Genomic DNA, 21629 nt, shown 5'->3' on the forward strand with positions numbered 1-21629 from the left:
TAAAAATAGTTTTTGTTAACGTTTTCATGACTGTTGATAATGATTGATGCTATAAAAGTATATGAATTAAGCACTTATAAAAATCATTTTCTGATAAATTGGGATAAAAAGGGGCTGAACCCTATTTTTTTAATGACCAATTGTAATTGCTAAAAACTAAAAAGGCTTCCTGTAACAGGAAGCCTTTTTTATTTACAATATTTGTTTTTTATTCTTCTTCAGATATGTCTGCGTGCTTATCTACATCGAACATTTTACCTAAGTAAACAAGTTCATAACCTTCTGTAATATCTGTAAAAGATGTACTAAACGCTGGTATAATATGTAACTCACCATCTGGTGATTTTAAAAATATTGGAATAATATTTTCATCGGCTTTTGTAATCTCTATTAAACCTTCATAATGAGTTTGGTCTTTTAATTTTATTTCGTGTATTGTTGGGTATTTACGTGCTGCTTCCATCAGCTTAATAAAATCATCTGTATGAGAAAATAAACCTTCTTTAGGGTTATTCTCTGGATCGTTCATCTCATCAGAATTTACCAATCTAAAAGAACCATTTTCACCAAATTGCTTTTCAAACTTTTTAACTGCAAAATTGTTAATATCAGAGTTTGCAGTAAGCGCCATAACATAGCCCATATCACTCAACTCTATATTATCTGTTAAAGAATCTGAATAAATATTGGCGTTAATAGCGTCTAAACCTAACTTTTTTGCTTTGCTTATATTGGTTTGGTTGTTGTCTATTAATACTACGTGTCTGTTGTGGTCTTTTAAATAATTTGCTATTAATCTAGATAATTTAGACCCTCCAATAATTAAAATACCTTCTGATCTTTTTAAGAAAACACCAACCAATTTTGCAAACATCCTTGCGGTAGTTGCATTAAGTAAAACTGTACCTAATACTATAACAAACACCAAAGGGGTAATATAATCTGCCCCAGGAACACCCTTAGAAAATAATTTAGAACCAAATAATGACGCTATACCTGCTGCTACAATACCTCTTGGACCAACCCAGCTAATAAAAAGTTTTTCTTTTAAATGAAGGTTAGATCCTCTTGTGCTTAAAAACACACCAAGCGGCCTTACAACAAATACAATAACTGCAAAAAGTATTAAAGTACCCCAATTAAAAATAAGCTCTAAATCTGCTATGTTAATATTAGCAGATAACAATATAAATAAGATAGATATTAACAGTACACTTAAAGATTCTTTAAAATAAAGTAACTCTTTAATATTAGGTAAGTCTGTGTTACCCATTACCATACCCATTACTACTACGGCTAGTAAACCAGATTCGTGTGCAAAAACATCAGACATTACAAATACAAGTAATACTACAGATAAAGACACCACATTAAGTAAATAATGCGGAATAAAATTACGTTTTACAGCAGCTGTTAAACCGTGTGCAAACGTAAAACCAAAAGTGGTACCAAATAAAAGTATTTTACCAAACTCTATTAAAGCAGTAAACGTAAAGTCTCCACCACCACCAACACTAATAAACTCATATACCAAAACGGCAACTAAAGCACCAATTGGATCTATTAAAATACCTTCCCATTTAAGGACTGCAGAAATATCTTTTTTTAAAGGTATGTTTCTTAAAATAGGAGTTATTACCGTTGGGCCAGTTACTATAATTAATCCTGAAAATAAAAATGAAATTGACCAACTTAAACCTAAAATATAGTGGGCAGCAACACCTGCGCCAAAAAACGTAACTAAAGAACCAATGGTTATTAACTTAGAAATTACAGGACCTATATTTTTAATTTCTGATCGTTTTAAAGTTAAACCACCTTCAAACAAAATAATACTAATTGCAAGAGATACAAAGTAGTACAAACTATCACCAGGAAAAAGACCTGTTGTTCCGTTCCAAATTGGTTCAATTATTTTACTGTTATCTTCTGTAAAAAGAGTGGATATTGGCCCCACTATTAACCCTATTAAAATTAAGGGTAAAATTGCAGGTAATTTTAATTTCCAAGCAAACCACTGTGCTAGTATTCCTAGTATTATAATTCCGGCTAATTCCAGCATAATTTATTTTTTTTGAAAAATAGCATTTTAATTTTAAAAAGCAATTTTTATGAACAGATTACTTTTCTTGTATAATTGTACTATCTTGGGCTAAATTTAGTTTATGGTTTACAAAAATCGTCCTTTTAAAACGATTCTTTTTGGATTTGCTTTCTCCCCAAAATTAGAAATAAATATTTTGGAGACTACAAGGATAGCACATTTTTTTAAGGCCAAGTTAATACTGCTTCATGTTGGTTCTAAAACTTCAGAAAAAGAAACCAAAATTGCATCTTTTTTAAACAAAACAGAATACAAAAATTTAGATGTAGAGGTTAAATGGGAAAATGGAGACCCTATAGATGTAATTACAAATGCCTGTAAAACGAGTAATATAGATTTGCTAATTCTTGGTGCGCTACAAAAAGAAAATATGTTTAAATTTTATGTAGGTTCTATTGCTCGTAAGCTTACACGTAAAGTATGTTGTTCTGTTTTACTGCTTATTAAGCCATCTATAGAGCGTGTACCTTGTAAAAATATTGTTGTAAACGGTTTAGATGCACCAGACACACCACTTACTATAAATTCCGCTTTTTATATTGCAGATGCACTTGGTGCTCCACAAGTAACCATTGTAGAAGAAATTTTGCAGAAAGATATTCAGGTTAGTGTACAGGATGACAAAACACTAAAAAAAGTAAATATTGTTAAAGAACGATTAAAACACCGAGAAGAACAAAGGGTTAGAGAAATTGTAAAAGACATTCCTGAAACTTGTAAAAAGGGAATTAAAATTAAAAACCAGGGCATTTTTGGCAAAAGGGGATACTCTATTGGTCATTATGCTGAAATTGTTAGAGCAGATTTATTGGTAATGAATGCTCCGTCTAAAACAGGAATTTTAGATCGTATTTTTCCTCATGATATAGAATATATTTTATCTGACTTACCAACAGATTTATTTATAATACGTAACCGATTTGACTCCGAAAACTAATAAAACAAAAACATTTGTAAGTGCACTACCTAAAAACATATTTTCTGGTTTTGTAGTTTCATTAATAGCATTACCCTTAGGATTAGGTTTAGCATTAGCTAGTGAAGCACCTCCAATTTCTGGTGTTATTGCCGCTATTGTTGGTGGCTTAATTGTATCTATTTTAGGAGGCTCTAATGTTACAATTTCTGGTCCTGGTAACGGTATGGTAATTGTTTTGCTAAGTGCTATTTACACTTTAGGAGATGGTGATTTGTATCAAGGGTATTTATTTACACTTGCTGCCATTATTGTATCTGGCTTGGTAATGATTATACTTGGTTTTTTAAAAATGGGCCGTCTTGCAGATTTTTTCCCAGCCTCTGCTATAGAGGGTATGCTTGCAGCAATAGGTATAGGAATCCTCTCTAAACAGTTTCATATAATGCTTGGTAATAATGGCGCTAGTGGCTCTATAGTATCATTACTAAAACAGTTTCCGGAAGGCATACAAAATTTATGGATAACCACAGATATTAGCGTTTTAATTGCTGCTGCAATTGGTATTGTTAGTTTACTAATTATGGTTTTTTATGCTAAAATTAGGAACAAATACTTTCAGCTTATACCTGCTCCTATGTGGATTATTGTACTTGTTGTAGGACTTAGTTATTTGTTAGCAAGTTTAGATATTAATTATCCGTTAACTAAAGATTTTTTGGTAAAAATACCTGAAGATGTTACTTCTAATTTAGCTTTTCCAGATTTTTCAAAAGTATACCAGCCCAATTTTATAATAGCCGTTTTTTCTATCACGCTAATTGCAAGTATAGAATCTTTACTTAGTATAAAAGCAGTAGATAAGTTAGACCCTTTAAACAGGCGTTCTAATGTAAATAGAGACTTAAAAGCCTTAGGTGTAGCCTCTATTGCTAGTGGTTTTTTAGGTGGTATAAACGTTGTAACCGTTATTGCTCGTAGTTCTGTAAATGTTAATAATGGTGCTACTAATAGGTCTGCAAACTTTTTTCATGCATTCTTTTTAGCTGCTTTTGTGCTACTTTTTCAGGAACAATTACGTAAAATACCTTTAGCTGCCTTAGCTGCTATTTTGGTATATACAGGTTATAAATTAGCTACACCAAAAACATTACAAAAAGTTGCTAAAATTGGTAAAGAGCAAATAATTATATTTTTAGTTACGCTTTTAACAACATTGTTTACAAACCTAATTACTGGTATAAGTGCAGGTATTTTAATTACTTTTTTAATTCACGTAACACTAAACAAAAGCTTTTCTTTATTTTTTAGCAACTTATTAAAGCCAAATATTTTAATGTATAAAGAGCCAGATGGTGGTAACTTTTATATTAGTGTAAAATATTTTTGTAGCTTTTTAAATTTTTACAAACTAAAAAATAAACTAGATGCTATACCAGAAGATAATGATGTAGTTTTAGATTTTTCTATGTGTAATTTTGTAGACCACACTGTTATGGAAGGCCTAGAGGGTTACATAGACACATTTAGTAAAAAGGGTGGTAGTATAGAGCTTATTGGGCTAGATAAGCATGGTACCGACTCTGCACACCCATTTGCCATACGTAAAATACTTCCGTTTGCTACAAAATTAGCTCCAGTTGGTGGTAACCTTACCAAAAGGCAGTTACTGCTTAAAAATACAGCTTCAGATTTTAAATGGAATTACATACCAGAGAAAAATAAAAATGCTAGTTTTTTCACCGATTTTGTTTTCTTTAAAAGTAGAGAAATACGTTATTTTTATAATCAACTTATAGCAAAAAACAGCAAAGTTGCTCTTATGGATGTAGAGTTTACTGAAGGTGCTTTTATTGCCCGAGAAGTAATAAAAACTACTGTTTTACATATAAAATTAGATAGGGAAGTACCTGTTTTTACTTTAGATAAAGAAGGACTTATAAAATACCTTTACAGCTTAGCTGGTTTTAAAGAGTTGAGCATAGATAACCACCCAGATTTTAACCGTAGATTTTATCTAAGTGGAGAAAAGCCAGCCCAAATACAACAGCTATTTACAAATGAGCTTATTCTGTTTTTAGAAAGTAATCCTTATTACCATATAGAGTGTAATGGGTCTGCGCTACTAATTATAAAAAAGGAACGCTTATTAAGTGTACAAGAAGTTAAAGCAATGCTATATTTTGGAAAGCAATTGCATCAAATATTACAATAAAAAAAGGGAGCATTTTGCTCCCTTTTTATTTAGTTCTGTATTACTGTTTGTTTCTTATTTTTGAAAAAATCTACAACTATTATTAATACTACACTTATACCAAACAAAGGAAAAATAACAGAGAGTAAAGCAATTATAGCTATTATACCGTAGCCAACTTTAAACTTTACAGGAACTTTAGGTACACCCCATTCTCCTTTTTTCTTTCTTTTTAGGTATGATAGTAATCCTGCTATACTAACAAAAGCTAATAATAGTGCAACACCAAGCATTAAAATCCAGTTCCAACGTCCAAATTGCCCTTGATGAAAAGCCATAACCCACATTCTACCGCGCATTAAAACACCTACATCTTCCCAATTGTGTTTTAGCAACTGTACTCCAGAATATTGATCAAAATGAAACCGTTTTTGCTTATCTAAGTCAAAGGTTTCATTAAACACACTATACACGCCTTTATCACTTGCAGGTAAGCCTATATTTAATTTACCTTCTAATTTTAGAGACTTTGCCTTTGCAACCATTTCATCTAAAGAAATAGGATTACCTTTTACAGCAGATTTTAAACTTTTACCATCCCAAGTTGCTGGAAATCCTGTATTAGTGGCATTTTGTAAACTTCTAAAATTATCACCAAAAACATCTGTCCAAGGCATACCTCCTGCCAAGGTTAATAACAACAAAATAGATATCCAAAAACCAAAAACGGTATGTAAATCTCTATATAATGTGCGCTTACCCTCTTTAAGCCGTATGGTAAAAAAACCTTTTATCCCTTGTTTTTTATTGGGCCAAAAAACATAAACTCCGGTTATAATTAACACAAAAAGCCAACTAGCAACAAGCTCTACTATTTTGGTTCCAAACTTACCCAATAAAAGTTCTCCGTGCAGTTTTCTAACAATATGCATATTAGAGTCCTTTGGTTTTATAGAACCTGTAACTTTATTTTTAAAAGGGTTTATATAAGTACTTGTTTTATGGCTAAATCTTCCTGTAATAAACTCTGTAGCTTCATTTTTTTGTGTAGGAACAACCATAGTATTTGGTGGTTGTTTAGACGCGTTTTTAGCGACTTGCCATTGTTCTTGAAAACTAACAAGTTTACCTCTGTCTTCTACTGTTGTTATATGCGCTTGTTTTGGAGCATCATATGTTTCTTTAAACAAATAAATACCGCCAGTTATTGCTAATAAAAAAACAAAGGGCAATGCTACTAAGCCAGCTATAAAATGCCATTTCCATAGCCATTGGTTTAACTTTCTATTTTTCTCTATCATTTTAAAAAAATTAAAAGTTATATTTTATTCCTAAATGAAAAGCTCTTGGATTACCAATTGTGTAACTATTAGCGCCTCTGTACTTATTGTAACTTGCTCTTGCAGCATATAAATCATCAAAAATATTAAGTGCATTTACCCAAATCTCACAGTTTTTAATATTATATGAGACCAAAGCATTAAATATGTTGTGACCTTTATATGTAGCTGTACCAAAAGTATCGTCACTGTTTTTAACTTGATTTTCAAAACTAGTATTGTATTTACCTACCATTTCATGTGTTAGGCTTAACATTAACCCTTTTACTAGTGACGGTTTATAAGCAATTTTAGATGTTCCTAAAAGTTTAGGTGCTGTTTCGCGGTCTGTGTCTGAATAGTCTACTCCTCCATCAAAAAAACTAACATAACGATGTTTTGCATAGCTACCGTTGTGCGTTATGGTAATCTCTTTAGTTGGATTATATGTTACACCATACTCAACGCCATAAGATCTTGTTTTACCTGCATTTGCGTTAAAAAAGTTATCTTCATCATCACGTAATGTAACCAATGTGTTTTTTCCGTCTAAAAGGTAAATAGCTGCATCTGTCTGTAACTTATTTCCTATTTTAAAATAGGTTCCTAGCTCAAAATTATCATAGTTACTTGGTTTTAAATTAAACACATCGCCGCCAACGCCTACAAAACTATTTCTGTATAATGTAGATGTTTGTGGTGGCGTAAACCCATTAGAATAATTAGCGTATAACCCTATACTTTTATTTAAATTATAGTTTATTCCTAATTTAGGAGAAATATTATTGTAGTTATTTTTAGAATCTTTTGGACCTGCTAAACCATCAATTAAATTGTTGTAATTATAGTCAAACCCATCATAACGTACAGAAGCTGTTAATTTTACATTTTCTGTTGGGTTTATTTCAAACTGAAAGTAATTGGCATAATTTAAAATATCTGCATTATAATTTAAAATATAATCTCCAGAATTAGTAATGTAACTTACATTTTTACCTGTATTTGTATCTACTGTTACACTTATATTTTCTGCATTATAACTCTGCGGAGAATAATCTACAGAAGCACCAATAATTAAAGATGAACTAGCAAAATTAAAGTTTATTTTATGCTGAATTAAACTTACATAACTGTTATATGAATTGCTGTTTATTTCTCCTTTTGCCGCTCCTGTTAACCTACCGTTTTCTCTAAACTGGCTTACTCTATAAGAAGGAATTTGATCCATTACGTTTCTTCTAAAAACAAGATTAAGTGTTGTTTTGTTATTGCTGTTCCAGTGTTTGTCTAAAGTACTTCTAACTCTAAAGGCCACTGCTTCTCTTTCTGTAAATGTTTGGTCACTTTCATAATTACCAGCAGAATAATCTTCTTCGCTTATAGAGCCAGACATATCTGACCTGTATTCAATAATATCAAAAACATTTGTCCAGTTTAATGTTTGTGATAAGTGATTTACGTTTTTAAACGTAAGTGCAAATTTTTCATAATTGCTATGCTCTACAGGTCCATCTTTACGCTGTACATATTGTGCTCCTATGTAAAAACCAACCTTTTCTGATGCGTACTGTGACAACTCTAAACTGTATTTAGATAAACCAAGATCGTTTACTTGGTAAGTTACCCCTCCAGATAAATCTCTTGTTGGTTGCTTTGTTATAAAGTTAAAACTTCCGCCAATAGACTCGCTACCATAAATACTAGAAGCAGGACCTTTAATAACCTCCATTCTATCATAAGAAATGTCATTCATTTCTAACAATGTATTGTGGTTAAATACTGCTGTTGGCCTAATAGGTAAGCCATCTTCTAAGTATAAAAACAAAGATTTTGTAGATATAGGAGAACGCACAGACATAAAATGCTGCTCATTACTTGCTGCCCTAGATGTAGACATTAAAACCCCAGGAACATTATTTACCAATTGGTCTATACCAATAGCTTTTGCTTCCTCTATTTGCTTAGTTGTAATTACAGAAATAGAAGCAGGAACGTCACTTCTTTGTTGTACTTCTCTACTACCAGAAACAACAACCTCTTTTAAGCGCTCTTCATTTAAAGTCAAAGTAATATTATTTTCTTTAGTAAAGAGCTCTTGGGTGCGTGTTACGTAGCCTACGTAACGTATTATTGCTATTGGTTTATCTTGTAAAGTAGTAATAGAAAATTTACCGTCTTTATCTGTAACAACAGTGTTTTTTAAATTAGATTGTAACTGTATTGTTGCGTTTTGTAGCGGATTATTATAAGTATCTACAACTTTTCCGTTGTATTTTTTTTGGGCATAGCCACCCAAACTCACCAATAATATGGCAAGCATAAATATTTTTTTCATGTATAAAATTTAATGTATTAAATAGCAGGTGTGGTCTAGTTAAATTTATAACTAAACACTCCTATTTTTAAACCGAATAAATTAAATTAATACCGTGGTGGCTTGTCTATTTCTTTATAAAATACAGAAGAAAATTGGTTGTTATAATTCCATTTATTTTTAACAAAAAAACGATCGCATTTTAAGTTAAAATTAGGATTATATTTTTGAAAATACACTGGATAAAAAGCATCAAAAAATGTAAATAATGGAGAAGAATCTTCTGAATCTGAATTATTAAGAGCTAATTGATTTGTTAAATGACACTTTCCGTTACACTCTAACTGTGGTTTTTCTTTATTAACACAGTATTTCTCTATTATGTAATCTATATTTAATTCATAATACGCAAAACAACCAATATTATATACTGGCCTCAATGCAAATACGAAAAATAAAATGAAGGAAAAATAGATTTTCACTCTATAGTGTTTGTGAAAAGCAAAAATAGATTGTTTTAGTTTGATAAAAAAAAATAGATTGTACTTTCTTAATTAATTCATAAGCAGTGCAACATATTTAAAGCAATTTCATAATTTGCACTCTATATGAAGATTTACCCAATAGAAACAGGCAATTTTAAGTTAGATGGCGGTGCAATGTTTGGCGTTGTTCCTAAAGCTATATGGACAAGAACTAACCCGGCAGATGCTAACAATATGATAGATATTGCTGGCCGTTGCTTATTAATAGAAGACGGTAACAGACTTATACTTATAGACACTGGTATGGGTAATAAACAGTCCGATAAGTTTTTTGGGTATTACTACATGTGGGGAGACCATACCTTAGATAATTCATTAAAGAAATTAGGTTTTAGTAAGGACGATATCACAGACGTTTTTTTAACACACTTACATTTTGACCATTCTGGTGGTTGTGCCGTTTGGAATAAAGACCGTACAGGTTTTGAAGTTGCCTTTAAAAATGCAACATTTTGGACTAATGAAAACCATTGGAATTGGGCCACAAAACCTAACGCACGTGAAAAAGCATCGTTTTTAACAGAAAACATAATGCCTATGCAGCAAAGCGGGCAATTAAAATTTTTAAAACCTAACCAGCATCAATTTGAAGCTGAATCTGAGCTTGGTTTTGGTATTTTTTATGCAGACGGACACACAGAAAAACAAATGATTCCGCATATAGAATACAAAGGAAAAACATTGGTTTTTATGGCAGATTTACTACCAACAGTTGGCCATTTACCATTACCATACGTAATGGGTTTTGATACCAGACCTTTATTAACATTGTCTGAAAAAGAAGTGTTTTTAAACTCTGCAGCAGATAATAATTATTATTTGGTATTAGAACATGATGCACACAATGAAATCTGTACTGTAAAGCACACAGAAAAAGGAGTTAGACTAAATGAAACATTTGCGTTTAATGAGCTTTTTAATTAAAAAAGTGCTTCAATTACTGGTATAACAACCATTTACAAAGAAATTACTAAATTCATCAAAAATTAAATACACAAATTAAATTAACATAATATGAATATCAGAATAACAAAATCTGTTTTAAGCTTATCAGCTGTTGCCATAATTATGGCTAGCTGTGGCTCTGCTCCTACATTAGTTTCTACTCCTGTAGAAAATATAGATGCTTTACCTTTAAAAGTATCAGAATTAACAGAACAACAAAAACAAAATTGGGGTCACGCAGATCTTGCTACGGACACTATACCAGGAATGAGTGTAGATAAAGCTTACAAAGAGCTTATTGGCAATAAAAAAGGTACAAAAGTAATTGTAGCGGTTATGGATTCTGGAATGGATTTAAACCACGAGGATCTTAAAAATGTTTTATGGACAAATTCTAAAGAAATTCCAGGAAACAATAAAGATGATGATAACAATGGTTTTATTGATGATGTACACGGTTATAACTTTTTAGGAGATTCTTACAATGAACAATTAGAAAGTGCTAGAATGGTACGTTTAAACCTTGGCGATGCTGCAACTTTAGCTAAAGCTAAGGCACAAGTAGAAGCAGACTATGCTGAAGCTTTAGCAGGTAAACAAAGGTATGAGCAAATTTTACAAGCTGTAAAAAATGCAGATGAAGCTGTTAAAAAAGAATTAGGTAAAGACACTTACACTAAAGAAGACCTAGCTGGTATTACTGCTAAAGACGAGGCTATGCAACGTAACCTTGCTGTTTTAAACCAAATGTATTCTTTTAGTGCTTCTATTCCAGAAGCTATTAAAAGTATAACTGGTGGTATTACATACTTTACAGATCAGGTAAATTACAACTTAAACAAAGATTTTAACGGTAGAGAACCTGTTGGTGACAACCCTTACGATATTACAGATACAAAATATGGTAACGGTAATCCTATGAACTCTGTAGATACAGAAAGTCACGGTACGCACGTTGCTGGTATTATTGCTGCAGAACGTAACAATGGTAAAGGCGCTAATGGTGTTGCTAACAATGTTGAACTTATGAGTGTTAGAGCAGTACCTAACGGTGATGAGTATGATAAAGATATTGCTTTAGGTATACGTTACGCTGTAGATAACGGAGCTAAAGTAATTAACGCTAGTTTTGGTAAAGCATTTTCTCCAAAAGCAGAATGGGTTTACGAAGCTTTAAAATATGCTGCAGAAAAAGATGTTCTTTTTGTACACGCTGCTGGTAATGATGGTGCAGATTTAGATGATTATGAAAACAATCCTAACTACCCTAATGACCAAATTAAAAATGGTGCAGAATTTGCAGATAACGTAATTACTGTTGGTGCTTTGGCTAACAAGTACGGATCTACAATGCTTGCAGATTTCTCTAACTACGGTAAAATTAACGTAGATGTTTTTGCTCCAGGTGCAGCAATTTACTCTACAGTGCCAGGTAGTAAATATGAGTTTATGGGCGGTACTTCTATGGCTTCGCCTGGTGTTGCTGGTGTTGCTGCAGTAATTAGATCTCAGTATCCTAAATTAACTGCTGCACAGGTTAAAAAAATAATTATGCAGTCTGGTATTCCTACTAAAACTAAAGTAGTTGTTGGTGGTGACCCTGCTAACAGTAATACATTAGCTAATTTATCTACATCTGGTAAAATGGTAAACTTATATAACGCTCTTTTATTAGCTGAAAGTGTTTCTAAAGGAAAAATAAAATTATAATTATGAAAAAATTATTAATTGCAGGAGTTGCAGCGTTTACTACGTTGCTTTCTCCTTTATCTGCACAAAATGGTTCGTATTGGCAACAACACGTAGACTATGCTATGGAGATAGACATGAATGTAGAAAACTACCAGTATGATGGTACACAGAAGTTAGTATACACCAACAATTCTCCTGAAGAATTAACACGTGTATATTATCATTTGTATTTTAATGCTTTTCAACCAGGAAGTGAAATGGATGCTCGCTTACACAGTATTGCAGATCCTGACGGAAGAATGGTAGATAAAGACAAAAACAGTAGAATAGAGACTTTAAAAGAAGACGAAATTGGTTTTATTAAGGTTTCATCTTTAAAACAAGATGGTGTTCCTGTAAAGTATAGTGTAGAAGGTACTGTTTTAGTAGTAGAATTGGCTAAACCAATTGCTGCTGGGTCTAAAACAACTTTTGATATGGTTTTTAAAGGTCAGGTTCCTGTACAAATACGTAGATCTGGTCGTAATAGCAAAGACGGCGTTTCTTTGTCTATGACACAGTGGTACCCAAAATTAGCAGAATATGATTTTGAAGGTTGGCACGCAGACCCATACATTGCAAGAGAATTTCATGGTGTTTGGGGAGATTTTGATGTAAAACTTACAATAGATAAAGACTATGTTGTTGGTGGTTCTGGTTATTTACAAAACGCTAATGAAATAGGTCACGGATATGAAACTCCTGGAACTAAAGTAAAAAAGCAACGTGGTAAAAAATTAACTTGGCACTTTAAAGCTCCAATGGTACACGATTTTATGTGGGCTGCAGATCCAGATTATATTCATGACACATTACAAGTAGAAAACGGACCATTATTACACTTCTTATACCAAGGTGATGATGCTGAAATAAAAGCAAACTGGGAAAAAGTACAGCCTAAAGCTGCAGAAATGATGCAGTTTTTTAGTAAAAACGTTGGTAAATACCCATACAAACAATACTCTATTATACAAGGTGGAGATGGTGGTATGGAGTACGCTATGAGTACGTTAATTGCTGGTGGTAAAAAGTTTGGTAGCCTTGCAGGTACAACAGCACATGAAATGGCACACTCTTGGTTTCAGCACGTATTAGCAACTAACGAAGCTAAACACGAGTGGATGGATGAAGGCTTTACAACTTTTATTTCTTCATTATGTATGAACGAGGTAATGGATCAGAAAAAAGACAATCCTTTTGAAGGATCTTACCGTGGTTATTATTACCTAGTAAATTCTGGTAAAGAACAGCCGCAAACTACACATGCAGATCGTTACCATGAAAATACGCCGTATAGTATTGCTGCTTACAGTAAAGGTTCTATATTTTTATCTCAATTAGGATATATTATTGGACAAGAAAACTTAATGAAAACAGTACGTAAATACTACGAGGATTTTAAATTTAAGCACCCAATACCTAACGATATTAAAAGAACCGCAGAAAAGGTTTCTGGTATGGAGTTAGACTGGTATTTAACAGACTGGACACAAACTACAAATACTATAGATTATGGTATTAAAGAAGTTACAGAAGCTAACAATGCATCTACAGTTTCTTTAGAAAGAATAGGTTTAATGCCAATGCCTTTAGATATTTTAGTTGTTTATACAGATGGTACACAAGAAACGTTTTATGCTCCGTTACGTATGATGCGTGGCGAAAAAGAAAACCCTTATACCAACTTAAAAAGAACAGTGTTACCAGATTGGCCTTGGGCAAACTCTAACTACAGCTTTACTATTAACAAGCCAAAAGCAAGTATTAAAGCAATTGTTATAGACCCATCTAACCTTATGGCAGATGTTAACAAAGAAAACAATGTTTTTCAGGCAGAATAATTTATAGCCTTATTACTATATTAAATCCGTTTAGAGCTTTGCTTTAAACGGATTTTTTTATCAGTATAAACAGCATCAAAAAAAGATAAAGAACTAATAGATAGCTAAAAATAGTAACTTTATAATACCTTTGCTTTTGAACAGGATATAGATTTATTTTAATACATATCTTTTTCAATAAAAAACTAACTAATACATTTTTAATGCCTACCCAACAACAAACAGATGCTTCAAATTTTTGTTTTCCTACTAAGGAAAAACTGAAAAGTAAAAAGTTAATTGGAGAATTGTTTACAAATGGTAAAAGTGTATCTAGCTTTCCTATTAAACTAATTTACTTGCCTTGCACATTAGAAAACACCCCTTTAAAAGTAGGTGTAACAGTGCCCAAACGTAATTTTAAAAGTGCTGTAGATCGTAATAAAATTAAAAGATTATTACGAGAAGGTTACAGACTTAACAAACACGTAATTTTTAACAACATAGATAAAGAATTTGCGTTACTATTTTTATACCTTGGTAAAAAGATGCCAGATTACGCTGAAATAGAGAAATCTATGGTAGAGGTTCTTGCCAAATTTTATAAGAAAGTAAACAATGAAGAACGTATTTAAGAAAAAAGTAATTATTCCTGTTTTTGCGGTTTGTATTTTAATAGGAACCAGTAGTTTTAAAGGCGATTTTTTTGAAATAGCAAAACAAATAGAAATTTTTACTACGCTCTTTAAAGAGTTAAATATGAATTATGTGGATGAAACCAATCCGGCAGAATTAATGGATAATGCCATTAAAAATATGCTAAATGGTTTAGACCCTTATACTCGTTTTTTAAATGAACAAGATGTAGAAGCTTACCGTATAAATAATGCTGGTAAATATTCTGGTATTGGTGCTGTTGTACGTAGCTACAAAGATAAAATGTTAATTATTGAAGCCTATAAAGGATCACCAGCAGACAAAGCTGGTTTAAAGTCTGGCGATGAAATTATAAAGATTGGTGATACAGACGTTGCAGATTTTAAAGATGATGCTACAGAGCTATTAAAAGGCGCTAGCAACACTAGTGTTAGTGTAGTTTATAAAAGACAAGGTAAAAATGCAACTACTACCATTAAAAGAGAAGATATAGATGTAGATGCAGTTCCTTTTTATAAAATGGTAGATGCCAAAACAGGTTATATTGTATTAACCAAGTTTAACCAAAAAGCATCTTCACAAACAAAAGAAGCTTTGGTTAACCTTAAAAATGAAGGTGCAGAAAAAATAATACTTGATTTAAGAGGAAATCCAGGTGGTTTATTGTCTGAAGCTATAAACGTTACCAATTTGTTTGTTCCTAGAGGAGAGCTTATTGTAACTACAAAATCTAAGGTTAAAAAGTTTAATAAAACATACACTACAAGAAACGCTGCTGTAGATACAGAAATTCCTTTAGTTGTACTTGTAAATGGCTCTAGTGCGTCTGCCAGTGAAATTGTTTCGGGTAGCTTACAAGATTTAGACAGAGCTGTAATTGTTGGTGCACGTAGTTTTGGAAAAGGTTTGGTACAAAGACCTTTAAAACTTACCTATGGTACGCAATTAAAGGTTACTATTTCTAGGTATTACACGCCTAGCGGTAGATGTATACAGTCTTTAGATTATTGGCACAGGGATAAAAATGGCAAAGCCGTAAAAAACACTAAGTTTAACGAGTTTAAAACCAAAAACGGACGTAAAGTACAAGATGGTGGTGGTGTTTTACCAGAAATACAAATTGCTGCTGCTAAAACAAACTCGCTAACAAAAGCATTGCTTGTTAACAATGTTATTTTTGACTATGCTACAAACTATTACTACAACAACAAAGTAAACACTATTGCAGATTTTAATTTTACTGATGCAGATTTTAATGCTTTTAAAGAGCACGTAAATGCTTCTAATTTTTCTTTTGAAACTGAAACTGAAAAAGCACTTACTGCCGCTATAAACAGTAATGATACCGCTATTTTTGGTGATGATATACAGGAAAAATACAAAAGTCTTTTGGTAGATATCAATAAAAATAAAATTAAAGCTTTAGATAAGTACAAGGCTGCAATTGTAAAAAATATTGAAGACGAAATTATTAAACGTTATTTTTACAGAGATGGCTTGTATGAGTATTACTTATCACATGACGATGCTATTTTAACAGCTACAGAATTGCTTAACAATCCAAGTAAATACAATGATTATTTAAAGTAGAATACGCAAAAATACTATGTCTGTTTACCAAAAAATGGCCAGTATTGGTCAAAAATTATTTTCTAAACATATACTTTTTAAATACGGATTTAATTATTCGCCTATGTACAGGAGAAGTACAGGTAAAATAATTGAAATTACTAAAGATTTACTGCACATAAAGGTAAAGATTCCTATTAGTTGGAAAAACAAAAATTATGTAAATTCTATTTTTGGTGGTAGTTTGTTTTCTGCTGTAGACCCTATACCAATGATACAATTGTTGTATTTAATTGGTGATGATTATGTGGTTTGGGATAAAGCTGCAGATATACGTTTTAAAAAGCCTGCTAAACAAAATGTTTTTGCAGATTTTACCTATACTGAAGAGGAACTACAGGATATTAAAAAACGCATTGCTACAGAAAACGAAATTGAGGTTAAAAAAACTACAGAAATAAAAAGTGAAGATGGCACTACTACCTTTTGCGTGGTACATAAAACCATTTATGTAGCCAACAAAGAGTTTTATAAGCAAAAAATGAAAAATAGAAAGAAACAAAAAGTATAATATTAGCTTATATAAATAAAAAGCTCCCTCAATTACTAGATAGCTTTTGGTGTTTATTTTTTTAAACTGATGCTGTACTGCACGAGCGAAACGCTCGAGCTAGCGGGAGATAAATAAAACCTTATTTAATATATTCTTTTGTGACAATTTTTTTGATGATATATGCTTGTACTTTCCATACGGTTACTAGTATTATCATAGAAGGAACAAGAGCAGGCCAGAATGTTTTTTTTATCACAGAAATAAATTTCATAATTAAACCTTTATCATTAGGATCAAAAAGATTGCCTGATAATTGCATTATTTCCCAACCAAAAAAATATATCCAAATAATTAGTAAAACAGATAAAGTCCCCCAAAAAAATGGACTCGTTTTTGATCTTTTAAAAACATTTAAACGCTCTTCTTTAGGTACGTTTTCTAAAATTGGATATCGCTTGGTAATATGTTCTATTTGTTTGTCTTTATTCATTAGTTTTATTTAATACATCTCTTGATTTTTATTCAGTAACAACTTATTTTTCTTCAAATTTTGATAGTCATTTTTAAAATATAAATTGTTTGTCTTTTATATTTTGTTATTAGTATTTTTATAAAAGAATATAAATTATTTATTTTCCATATAATTTTGAAGTTTATCTATCAAGTTTAGGTTATTTGTTAAAATAATAAATCTATCTCTATCCTCTTCAGTAACTTCTACTTCAAGTAAATCACTTAATATTTGTTCAAAATTATCAATCTCATCATCAGTAAACCTATTGTCATCTTCCATAGGCCATTCGTCTATTAACAAATAGCTTGTGCCGTCATCAAACACCCTAATTATTGGTGTGTTATCTTCAGGGTAATTTTTTAGTTCTATTTCTTTTATAACATTCATAATTTTTCAATGTAATTAAACATATCTATATACATACTCTTATCGTAACCACTTTTTTGAAGTTTTTCTCTATACTCTGTTAGTTTACTTTCAAATTTATTTGATTTTAATAGTTTTAAAATAATTAAACTTCTAGCAAAAACATTTTCATCAATGGTATAAGCTTTTCCTGTATCAACATCCTTCTCCATTACATGATAAAATGTTTCTAATGTAGAGTGATTTTGTATAAATGTATCTAAATGTTTTTCATAAAAGTCTTTAACATCTGTAATCATAGAATAAACATCTGCCTCGTTACTTATTATCCATTCTGGATTTTTTTGAATGTAATCATCTGGATTAATAAAATAAGAGAATGGTAGTATATAAGTATATCCCGAGAATTTTCCGATATATTCCTCCCTGCCTTCCTCTGATTTGCATTTGATATCACCAACTTCTTGTATAAAAATTCCTAATATAAATCTATAATTATATTCTGGTCGTTTATCGAGATGTGTGAATGATATACAAAAATCAATTCCATTAATTTGTTTTACAAACCACGTTTCTTTTTTTACGGTTTTAAAGCCTTGTTCTTTTAAAAAAGAACCTAAATGCTCAAATAATAAATTGTCTATTTCTTTTGGTTTCATTATTTTTATTTATGGGGTAAACTGAAAAAAAACTTCTGGGAATTAAATTAAATACACTGTTTTAAAAATACAAAAGCTACCTAAATTACTAGATAGCTTTTGTTATAACTATACTCTAAAAAAAAGTATATTTAATTATTTTGTTTAATTAAGGTACTAAGTTTGGTGTATAAATTACTTCTCCAAAATATCTCCCAGTAATTTTATGTCCTTTATCATCAACCATATCAAAAGTTAATTCATAATAATTATTTTTACTGCTAATTATGGTTACTGTTCCCCCTACAATTTCAGGATCAGATACATCGTCTGTATCATCTGTAGTTGTAAAATATATACCAACAAATGTAAATGGTTTATTAATATCATCATCACTATAATTATAAGTACCTGGGGCTAATTTCTTGGTTGTATTGGTAAAAATTTCTAATTCAAAACCATAACCTTCACCGTCATAACCATATTCTTCACGAAGCTCAAAACCTGTACTAAGTAAAGTTAAATCTATATTATAAGTATCACCAGATGGATAATCACTGTAATCATCTGCAAATCCTAAAATTAAACTACTTTCTACATCATCTACTTTTATAAAGTTTTTATCTTCTGATGTAGCGTCATCATCACTATTACAGCTAGTTATAAATAAAGTAAAAGTTAATACGGTAAATAAATAAAATGTTTTTTTCATAATTAATCTAAAGTTTAAGTACAAACTTACATTATTTTTTAAAAAAACTTACATAAATAATTTATAGAGTACCGTTAATATATTTACTATAATAAAACTAATTACTCTATAAAAAGAGCTGCATTTTTAAGTTCTAAAATAGCTTCTGTATTTTGGTGTAACATGCGGTTACTTTGTAAATACCTGTTTAAATTAAACTCATCAAAATTAGTAGCATCTTTATCTATACTACTAATATGTACACGGCCAGAGGAATGTATAAATTTATTATCGCCAATCCACATACCAACGTGTACAACTCTTTGTTTGGTAGAATCTGTTGCTGGCCTGCCAAAAAACAATAAATCGCCAACAGCTAGCTTACTAAAATCTTTATCTTTATCTACTATTGTACCTGCATTTACTTGTTGTGACGCATCTCTTGGTAAAACCATACCATTTAAAAAGTATATAGTTTTGGTAAAACCGCTACAATCTACTCCTTTACTAGATGTGCCTCCCCATAAATACGGTAAACCCATTAATTGTTTAGATGTTGCTACTAAAGATTCTTGCGATGGGTTTAATGCTTTTAACCAATTATTATACGTTTGTGCTTCGTCTTTATTAACAAATGCAAGTCTACCATCTGGGTATTTTACTTGGTAAAATAAGCCTTCTTCAGCTACTAATTCTAAAATACTACCAGCTACTAAATCTGAGACAATTTCATGACCTGTTGTTGACGTGTAAGAAAAACCTGTAATACCAGTATATATAATTTTATTTGCCTTTTTCCAGTTTTTAAAGTCATTATTGTTTAAAATTTCTATACCTCCTTTATCTACCCAAGCCAAGTAATTATCTGGTGTTTGTATAAGGTACCAATCGCCATCATTTTTATATACTTTTACTGGTGTACCTAAAGTTGCTTGTGTAGCTAGTTCTTGTGAGTGTCCTGCTTTGCTTCTTAAATTGGCAACAGATATTTTTACAATGGCCCAATTGCTATTTTTAAATTCTGCTGTTGGTAGTAATTGTATACTGTCTATATATTCAATTTTAGCCTCATTTAGCTTAGTTTTAAGCTCATTAACGGCTTCTGGTAGGTTAGATTCTCCTTTTAAAACAAAACTATTATTAACAGCTTTAGAATCAATATTAAAAAGGGCAACACGCTTGTCTGGTGCATGTACTGTTTTTACATCATCTATATATTCTAAAATAGGATTTTCCTTCTTTACTACATCATTTTTACAACTACCCAAAACCATTATTGTTGCAAGTGCTATAAATGGAATTTTAGAATTGATATTCTTCATCATTTTATACGTATTTAATTGGATGAGTGAAAATATGAAAATTTTATTTTAATGTAGACAAAATGAACATTGTAATGTTAATAACTACGTTAAAGTACTGTTAATCAGTATATAAATTAGGAATTTAAAGTTTATTTTGTTATGTTGATAACTATGATAGAGACAGATAAAATTGAAAATACTGAGTTTATAAGAAAATCTATTGGTTATTTAGAATCTAGAGGATTTACAAATATTAAGGCTGATGTAACTGATTGCGAAATACCAAAATCTTATATTAGAAAAAATACTGGCGATAAAATAACTCCAGATATTGTTGCTATGAAAAATGGTAGAAAATACTTTTTTGAAATAAGTTTAAAGTCTGATAAACCTAAACTTTTAAAATCTAAGTGGCTGTTTTTAGATACTTTAAGTAGAATGAATTCTAATAGATTTAGAATTATTACCACAAAAGGTCATTTTAAATTTACAGATACAATGCTAGAGGATATAAATTTAACCAACAAAACACCAATTAAAATTTAGTGTTTATACATTACCATATGTGGTATACCATCTTCTAAATATTCTTCTCCTTCTTCTTTAAAACCTAAATTATTATAAAATTTTAAAAGATATTTTTGAGCAGAGATTTTTATGGTAGTCTGTTGTAATTGTTCTTTAACGGCTATAATAGATGCTTCCATAATGTTATAGCCGTACTTGTGTTGTCTTTCAGACTTTTTAACAACTACTCTACCAATACTAGCGTCTTTAAAATAATCTCCAGGTTTAAAAATACGTGTATACGCAACTAGTTGGTCATTTTTAAAACCCAAAACGTGTAAAGCATTAAAATCTTTACCATCTATATCTTGGTAAACGCAATTTTGTTCTACAACAAAAATCTCTGATCTAAGTTGTAGAACTGCGTATAAATCTTTTGTGGTAAGCTCACTAAAGCTTTTAACACATATTACCATATAAAGTATTAATTACAAGCTATTTTTTCTACTCTGTTTTGGTGTCTTCCGCCAGCAAACTCAGTTTCTAAAAATGTATTCACCATTTCTAATGCTTGTGGTAAAGAAACAAAACGTGCAGGTATACTTAATATGTTAGCATTGTTATGCTCACGTGTTAAAGAAACAATTTCTTTAGTCCAGCATAAACCAGCCCTAACATTTTGGTATTTATTGGCTGTCATAGACACACCATTACCACTACCACATATAAGAATACCAAAATCTACTTTTTTAGCATCTACATCTGCAGCAACCGGATGTACAAAATCTGGATAATCTACACTATCATTACTATCTGTACCGTAATTAGTAACTTCTATACCTTTAGACTTTAAAAGCTCTATTACCGCAAATTTATAATCTGTACCAGCGTGGTCATTACCTATAGCTATATGCATTGTATTGTTTTTTGTTGTTTTACATT

General features: G+C 31.1%; 20 protein-coding genes. 9 read left to right on the forward strand and 11 right to left on the reverse strand.

The window, feature by feature from the left end; all coding sequences use genetic code 11:
- Positions 1 to 208: 208 nt before the first annotated feature.
- Entirely contained in the window at positions 209 to 2062 is a 1854-nt protein-coding gene (locus ABJD66_RS15515) for a sodium:proton antiporter (RefSeq protein WP_303542281.1), read from the reverse strand.
- Between the two features lie 103 nt (positions 2063 to 2165).
- Here ABJD66_RS15515 and ABJD66_RS15520 point away from each other — a divergent pair, with 103 nt between their 5' ends.
- On the forward strand, positions 2166 to 3041 hold the full coding sequence (locus ABJD66_RS15520; protein WP_100894420.1) for a universal stress protein: 876 nt from the start codon (positions 2166 to 2168) through the stop codon (positions 3039 to 3041).
- Complete coding sequence (locus ABJD66_RS15525) at positions 3025 to 5235, forward strand: SulP family inorganic anion transporter (RefSeq protein ID WP_348133309.1); 2211 nt, start codon at positions 3025 to 3027, stop codon at positions 5233 to 5235. Before ABJD66_RS15520 ends, ABJD66_RS15525 begins: the two co-directional genes overlap by 17 nt.
- Positions 5236 to 5264: 29 nt before the next feature.
- Here ABJD66_RS15525 and ABJD66_RS15530 read toward each other — a convergent pair whose 3' ends face one another.
- The 3 genes from ABJD66_RS15530 to ABJD66_RS15540 all read right to left on the reverse strand — a co-directional run bounded on the left by ABJD66_RS15530 (position 5265) and on the right by ABJD66_RS15540 (position 9329).
- Positions 5265 to 6515 (reverse strand): PepSY domain-containing protein, encoded by a 1251-nt coding sequence (locus tag ABJD66_RS15530; RefSeq protein WP_348133312.1) that lies wholly within the window; start codon positions 6513 to 6515, stop codon positions 5265 to 5267.
- 10 nt (positions 6516 to 6525) lie between these two features.
- Positions 6526 to 8868, reverse strand: a complete 2343-nt coding sequence (locus ABJD66_RS15535; protein WP_348133315.1) for a TonB-dependent receptor — start codon at positions 8866 to 8868, stop codon at positions 6526 to 6528.
- 86 nt (positions 8869 to 8954) lie between these two features.
- Positions 8955 to 9329 (reverse strand): hypothetical protein, encoded by a 375-nt coding sequence (locus ABJD66_RS15540; RefSeq protein ID WP_100894416.1) that lies wholly within the window; start codon positions 9327 to 9329, stop codon positions 8955 to 8957.
- Positions 9330 to 9455: 126 nt separating this feature from the next.
- Between ABJD66_RS15540 and ABJD66_RS15545 the strand changes: the two genes are divergently transcribed.
- From ABJD66_RS15545 to ABJD66_RS15570, 6 genes are all read left to right on the forward strand, one after another.
- Positions 9456 to 10316, forward strand: a complete 861-nt coding sequence (locus tag ABJD66_RS15545) for an MBL fold metallo-hydrolase (RefSeq protein WP_348133318.1) — start codon at positions 9456 to 9458, stop codon at positions 10314 to 10316.
- 90 nt (positions 10317 to 10406) lie between these two features.
- Positions 10407 to 12047: a S8 family serine peptidase gene (locus tag ABJD66_RS15550; protein WP_348133320.1), complete on the forward strand. Its 1641-nt coding sequence runs from the start codon at positions 10407 to 10409 to the stop codon at positions 12045 to 12047.
- A 2-nt stretch (positions 12048 to 12049) separates the two neighbouring features.
- Positions 12050 to 13909 carry a M1 family metallopeptidase gene (locus ABJD66_RS15555; protein WP_348133323.1) on the forward strand — a complete coding sequence of 620 codons (1860 nt, stop codon included), beginning with the start codon at positions 12050 to 12052 and terminating at the stop codon, positions 13907 to 13909.
- 203 nt (positions 13910 to 14112) lie between these two features.
- Positions 14113 to 14523 carry a ribonuclease P protein component gene (gene rnpA / locus ABJD66_RS15560; protein WP_348133326.1) on the forward strand — a complete coding sequence of 137 codons (411 nt, stop codon included), beginning with the start codon at positions 14113 to 14115 and terminating at the stop codon, positions 14521 to 14523.
- Positions 14507 to 16135 carry a S41 family peptidase gene (locus ABJD66_RS15565; RefSeq protein ID WP_348133329.1) on the forward strand — a complete coding sequence of 543 codons (1629 nt, stop codon included), beginning with the start codon at positions 14507 to 14509 and terminating at the stop codon, positions 16133 to 16135. Before rnpA ends, ABJD66_RS15565 begins: the two co-directional genes overlap by 17 nt.
- A gap of 16 nt (positions 16136 to 16151) precedes the next feature.
- Positions 16152 to 16685 (forward strand): DUF4442 domain-containing protein, encoded by a 534-nt coding sequence (locus ABJD66_RS15570; RefSeq protein ID WP_348133332.1) that lies wholly within the window; start codon positions 16152 to 16154, stop codon positions 16683 to 16685.
- 121 nt (positions 16686 to 16806) lie between these two features.
- Here ABJD66_RS15570 and ABJD66_RS15575 read toward each other — a convergent pair whose 3' ends face one another.
- The 5 genes from ABJD66_RS15575 to ABJD66_RS15595 all read right to left on the reverse strand — a co-directional run bounded on the left by ABJD66_RS15575 (position 16807) and on the right by ABJD66_RS15595 (position 20201).
- Entirely contained in the window at positions 16807 to 17157 is a 351-nt protein-coding gene (locus ABJD66_RS15575) for a hypothetical protein (RefSeq protein WP_348133335.1), read from the reverse strand.
- A 135-nt stretch (positions 17158 to 17292) separates the two neighbouring features.
- Positions 17293 to 17568 (reverse strand): hypothetical protein, encoded by a 276-nt coding sequence (locus ABJD66_RS15580; RefSeq protein WP_075694480.1) that lies wholly within the window; start codon positions 17566 to 17568, stop codon positions 17293 to 17295.
- Positions 17565 to 18206 (reverse strand): hypothetical protein, encoded by a 642-nt coding sequence (locus ABJD66_RS15585; RefSeq protein WP_348133338.1) that lies wholly within the window; start codon positions 18204 to 18206, stop codon positions 17565 to 17567. The genes ABJD66_RS15580 and ABJD66_RS15585 overlap by 4 nt, the downstream gene beginning before the upstream one ends.
- A 148-nt stretch (positions 18207 to 18354) precedes the next feature.
- Positions 18355 to 18897 (reverse strand): hypothetical protein, encoded by a 543-nt coding sequence (locus tag ABJD66_RS15590; protein ID WP_348133341.1) that lies wholly within the window; start codon positions 18895 to 18897, stop codon positions 18355 to 18357.
- 101 nt (positions 18898 to 18998) lie between these two features.
- The gene (locus ABJD66_RS15595) at positions 18999 to 20201 is read right to left on the reverse strand and encodes an SH3 domain-containing C40 family peptidase (RefSeq protein WP_348133344.1); all 1203 of its coding nucleotides are present in this window, start codon (positions 20199 to 20201) and stop codon (positions 18999 to 19001) included.
- 150 nt (positions 20202 to 20351) lie between these two features.
- Between ABJD66_RS15595 and ABJD66_RS15600 the strand changes: the two genes are divergently transcribed.
- Positions 20352 to 20726, forward strand: coding sequence for a hypothetical protein (locus tag ABJD66_RS15600; RefSeq protein ID WP_303542302.1), 375 nt, complete (start codon positions 20352 to 20354; stop codon positions 20724 to 20726).
- Here the strand turns inward: ABJD66_RS15600 and ABJD66_RS15605 are convergent.
- Both ABJD66_RS15605 and rpiB read right to left on the reverse strand, forming a co-directional pair.
- On the reverse strand, positions 20723 to 21163 hold the full coding sequence (locus ABJD66_RS15605) for a GNAT family N-acetyltransferase (protein WP_348133348.1): 441 nt from the start codon (positions 21161 to 21163) through the stop codon (positions 20723 to 20725). The genes ABJD66_RS15600 and ABJD66_RS15605 overlap by 4 nt on opposite strands.
- 8 nt (positions 21164 to 21171) lie before the next feature.
- Positions 21172 to 21603, reverse strand: coding sequence for a ribose 5-phosphate isomerase B (rpiB, locus tag ABJD66_RS15610; RefSeq protein ID WP_100894407.1), 432 nt, complete (start codon positions 21601 to 21603; stop codon positions 21172 to 21174).
- Between the last annotated feature and the right edge of the window lie 26 nt (positions 21604 to 21629).

The sequence above is a fragment of the Cellulophaga sp. genome (assembly GCF_039943695.1).
Taxonomy (GTDB): Bacteria; Bacteroidota; Bacteroidia; order Flavobacteriales; family Flavobacteriaceae; genus Cellulophaga.

Coding starts and splice junctions, on each gene's coding strand:
- ABJD66_RS15535 (WP_348133315.1), bottom strand. CDS start 8,868: ATGAAAAAAATATTTATGCTTGCCATATTATTGGTGAGTTTGGGTGGC.
- ABJD66_RS15555 (WP_348133323.1), top strand. CDS start 12,050: ATGAAAAAATTATTAATTGCAGGAGTTGCAGCGTTTACTACGTTGCTT.
- rpiB (WP_100894407.1), bottom strand. CDS start 21,603: ATGCATATAGCTATAGGTAATGACCACGCTGGTACAGATTATAAATTT.
- rnpA (WP_348133326.1), top strand. CDS start 14,113: ATGCCTACCCAACAACAAACAGATGCTTCAAATTTTTGTTTTCCTACT.
- ABJD66_RS15590 (WP_348133341.1), bottom strand. CDS start 18,897: ATGAAAAAAACATTTTATTTATTTACCGTATTAACTTTTACTTTATTT.
- ABJD66_RS15515 (WP_303542281.1), bottom strand. CDS start 2,062: ATGCTGGAATTAGCCGGAATTATAATACTAGGAATACTAGCACAGTGG.
- ABJD66_RS15565 (WP_348133329.1), top strand. CDS start 14,507: ATGAAGAACGTATTTAAGAAAAAAGTAATTATTCCTGTTTTTGCGGTT.
- ABJD66_RS15595 (WP_348133344.1), bottom strand. CDS start 20,201: ATGATGAAGAATATCAATTCTAAAATTCCATTTATAGCACTTGCAACA.
- ABJD66_RS15550 (WP_348133320.1), top strand. CDS start 10,407: ATGAATATCAGAATAACAAAATCTGTTTTAAGCTTATCAGCTGTTGCC.
- ABJD66_RS15530 (WP_348133312.1), bottom strand. CDS start 6,515: ATGATAGAGAAAAATAGAAAGTTAAACCAATGGCTATGGAAATGGCAT.
- ABJD66_RS15545 (WP_348133318.1), top strand. CDS start 9,456: ATGAAGATTTACCCAATAGAAACAGGCAATTTTAAGTTAGATGGCGGT.
- ABJD66_RS15520 (WP_100894420.1), top strand. CDS start 2,166: ATGGTTTACAAAAATCGTCCTTTTAAAACGATTCTTTTTGGATTTGCT.
- ABJD66_RS15585 (WP_348133338.1), bottom strand. CDS start 18,206: ATGAAACCAAAAGAAATAGACAATTTATTATTTGAGCATTTAGGTTCT.
- ABJD66_RS15575 (WP_348133335.1), bottom strand. CDS start 17,157: ATGAATAAAGACAAACAAATAGAACATATTACCAAGCGATATCCAATT.
- ABJD66_RS15600 (WP_303542302.1), top strand. CDS start 20,352: ATGATAGAGACAGATAAAATTGAAAATACTGAGTTTATAAGAAAATCT.
- ABJD66_RS15605 (WP_348133348.1), bottom strand. CDS start 21,163: ATGGTAATATGTGTTAAAAGCTTTAGTGAGCTTACCACAAAAGATTTA.
- ABJD66_RS15570 (WP_348133332.1), top strand. CDS start 16,152: ATGTCTGTTTACCAAAAAATGGCCAGTATTGGTCAAAAATTATTTTCT.
- ABJD66_RS15580 (WP_075694480.1), bottom strand. CDS start 17,568: ATGAATGTTATAAAAGAAATAGAACTAAAAAATTACCCTGAAGATAAC.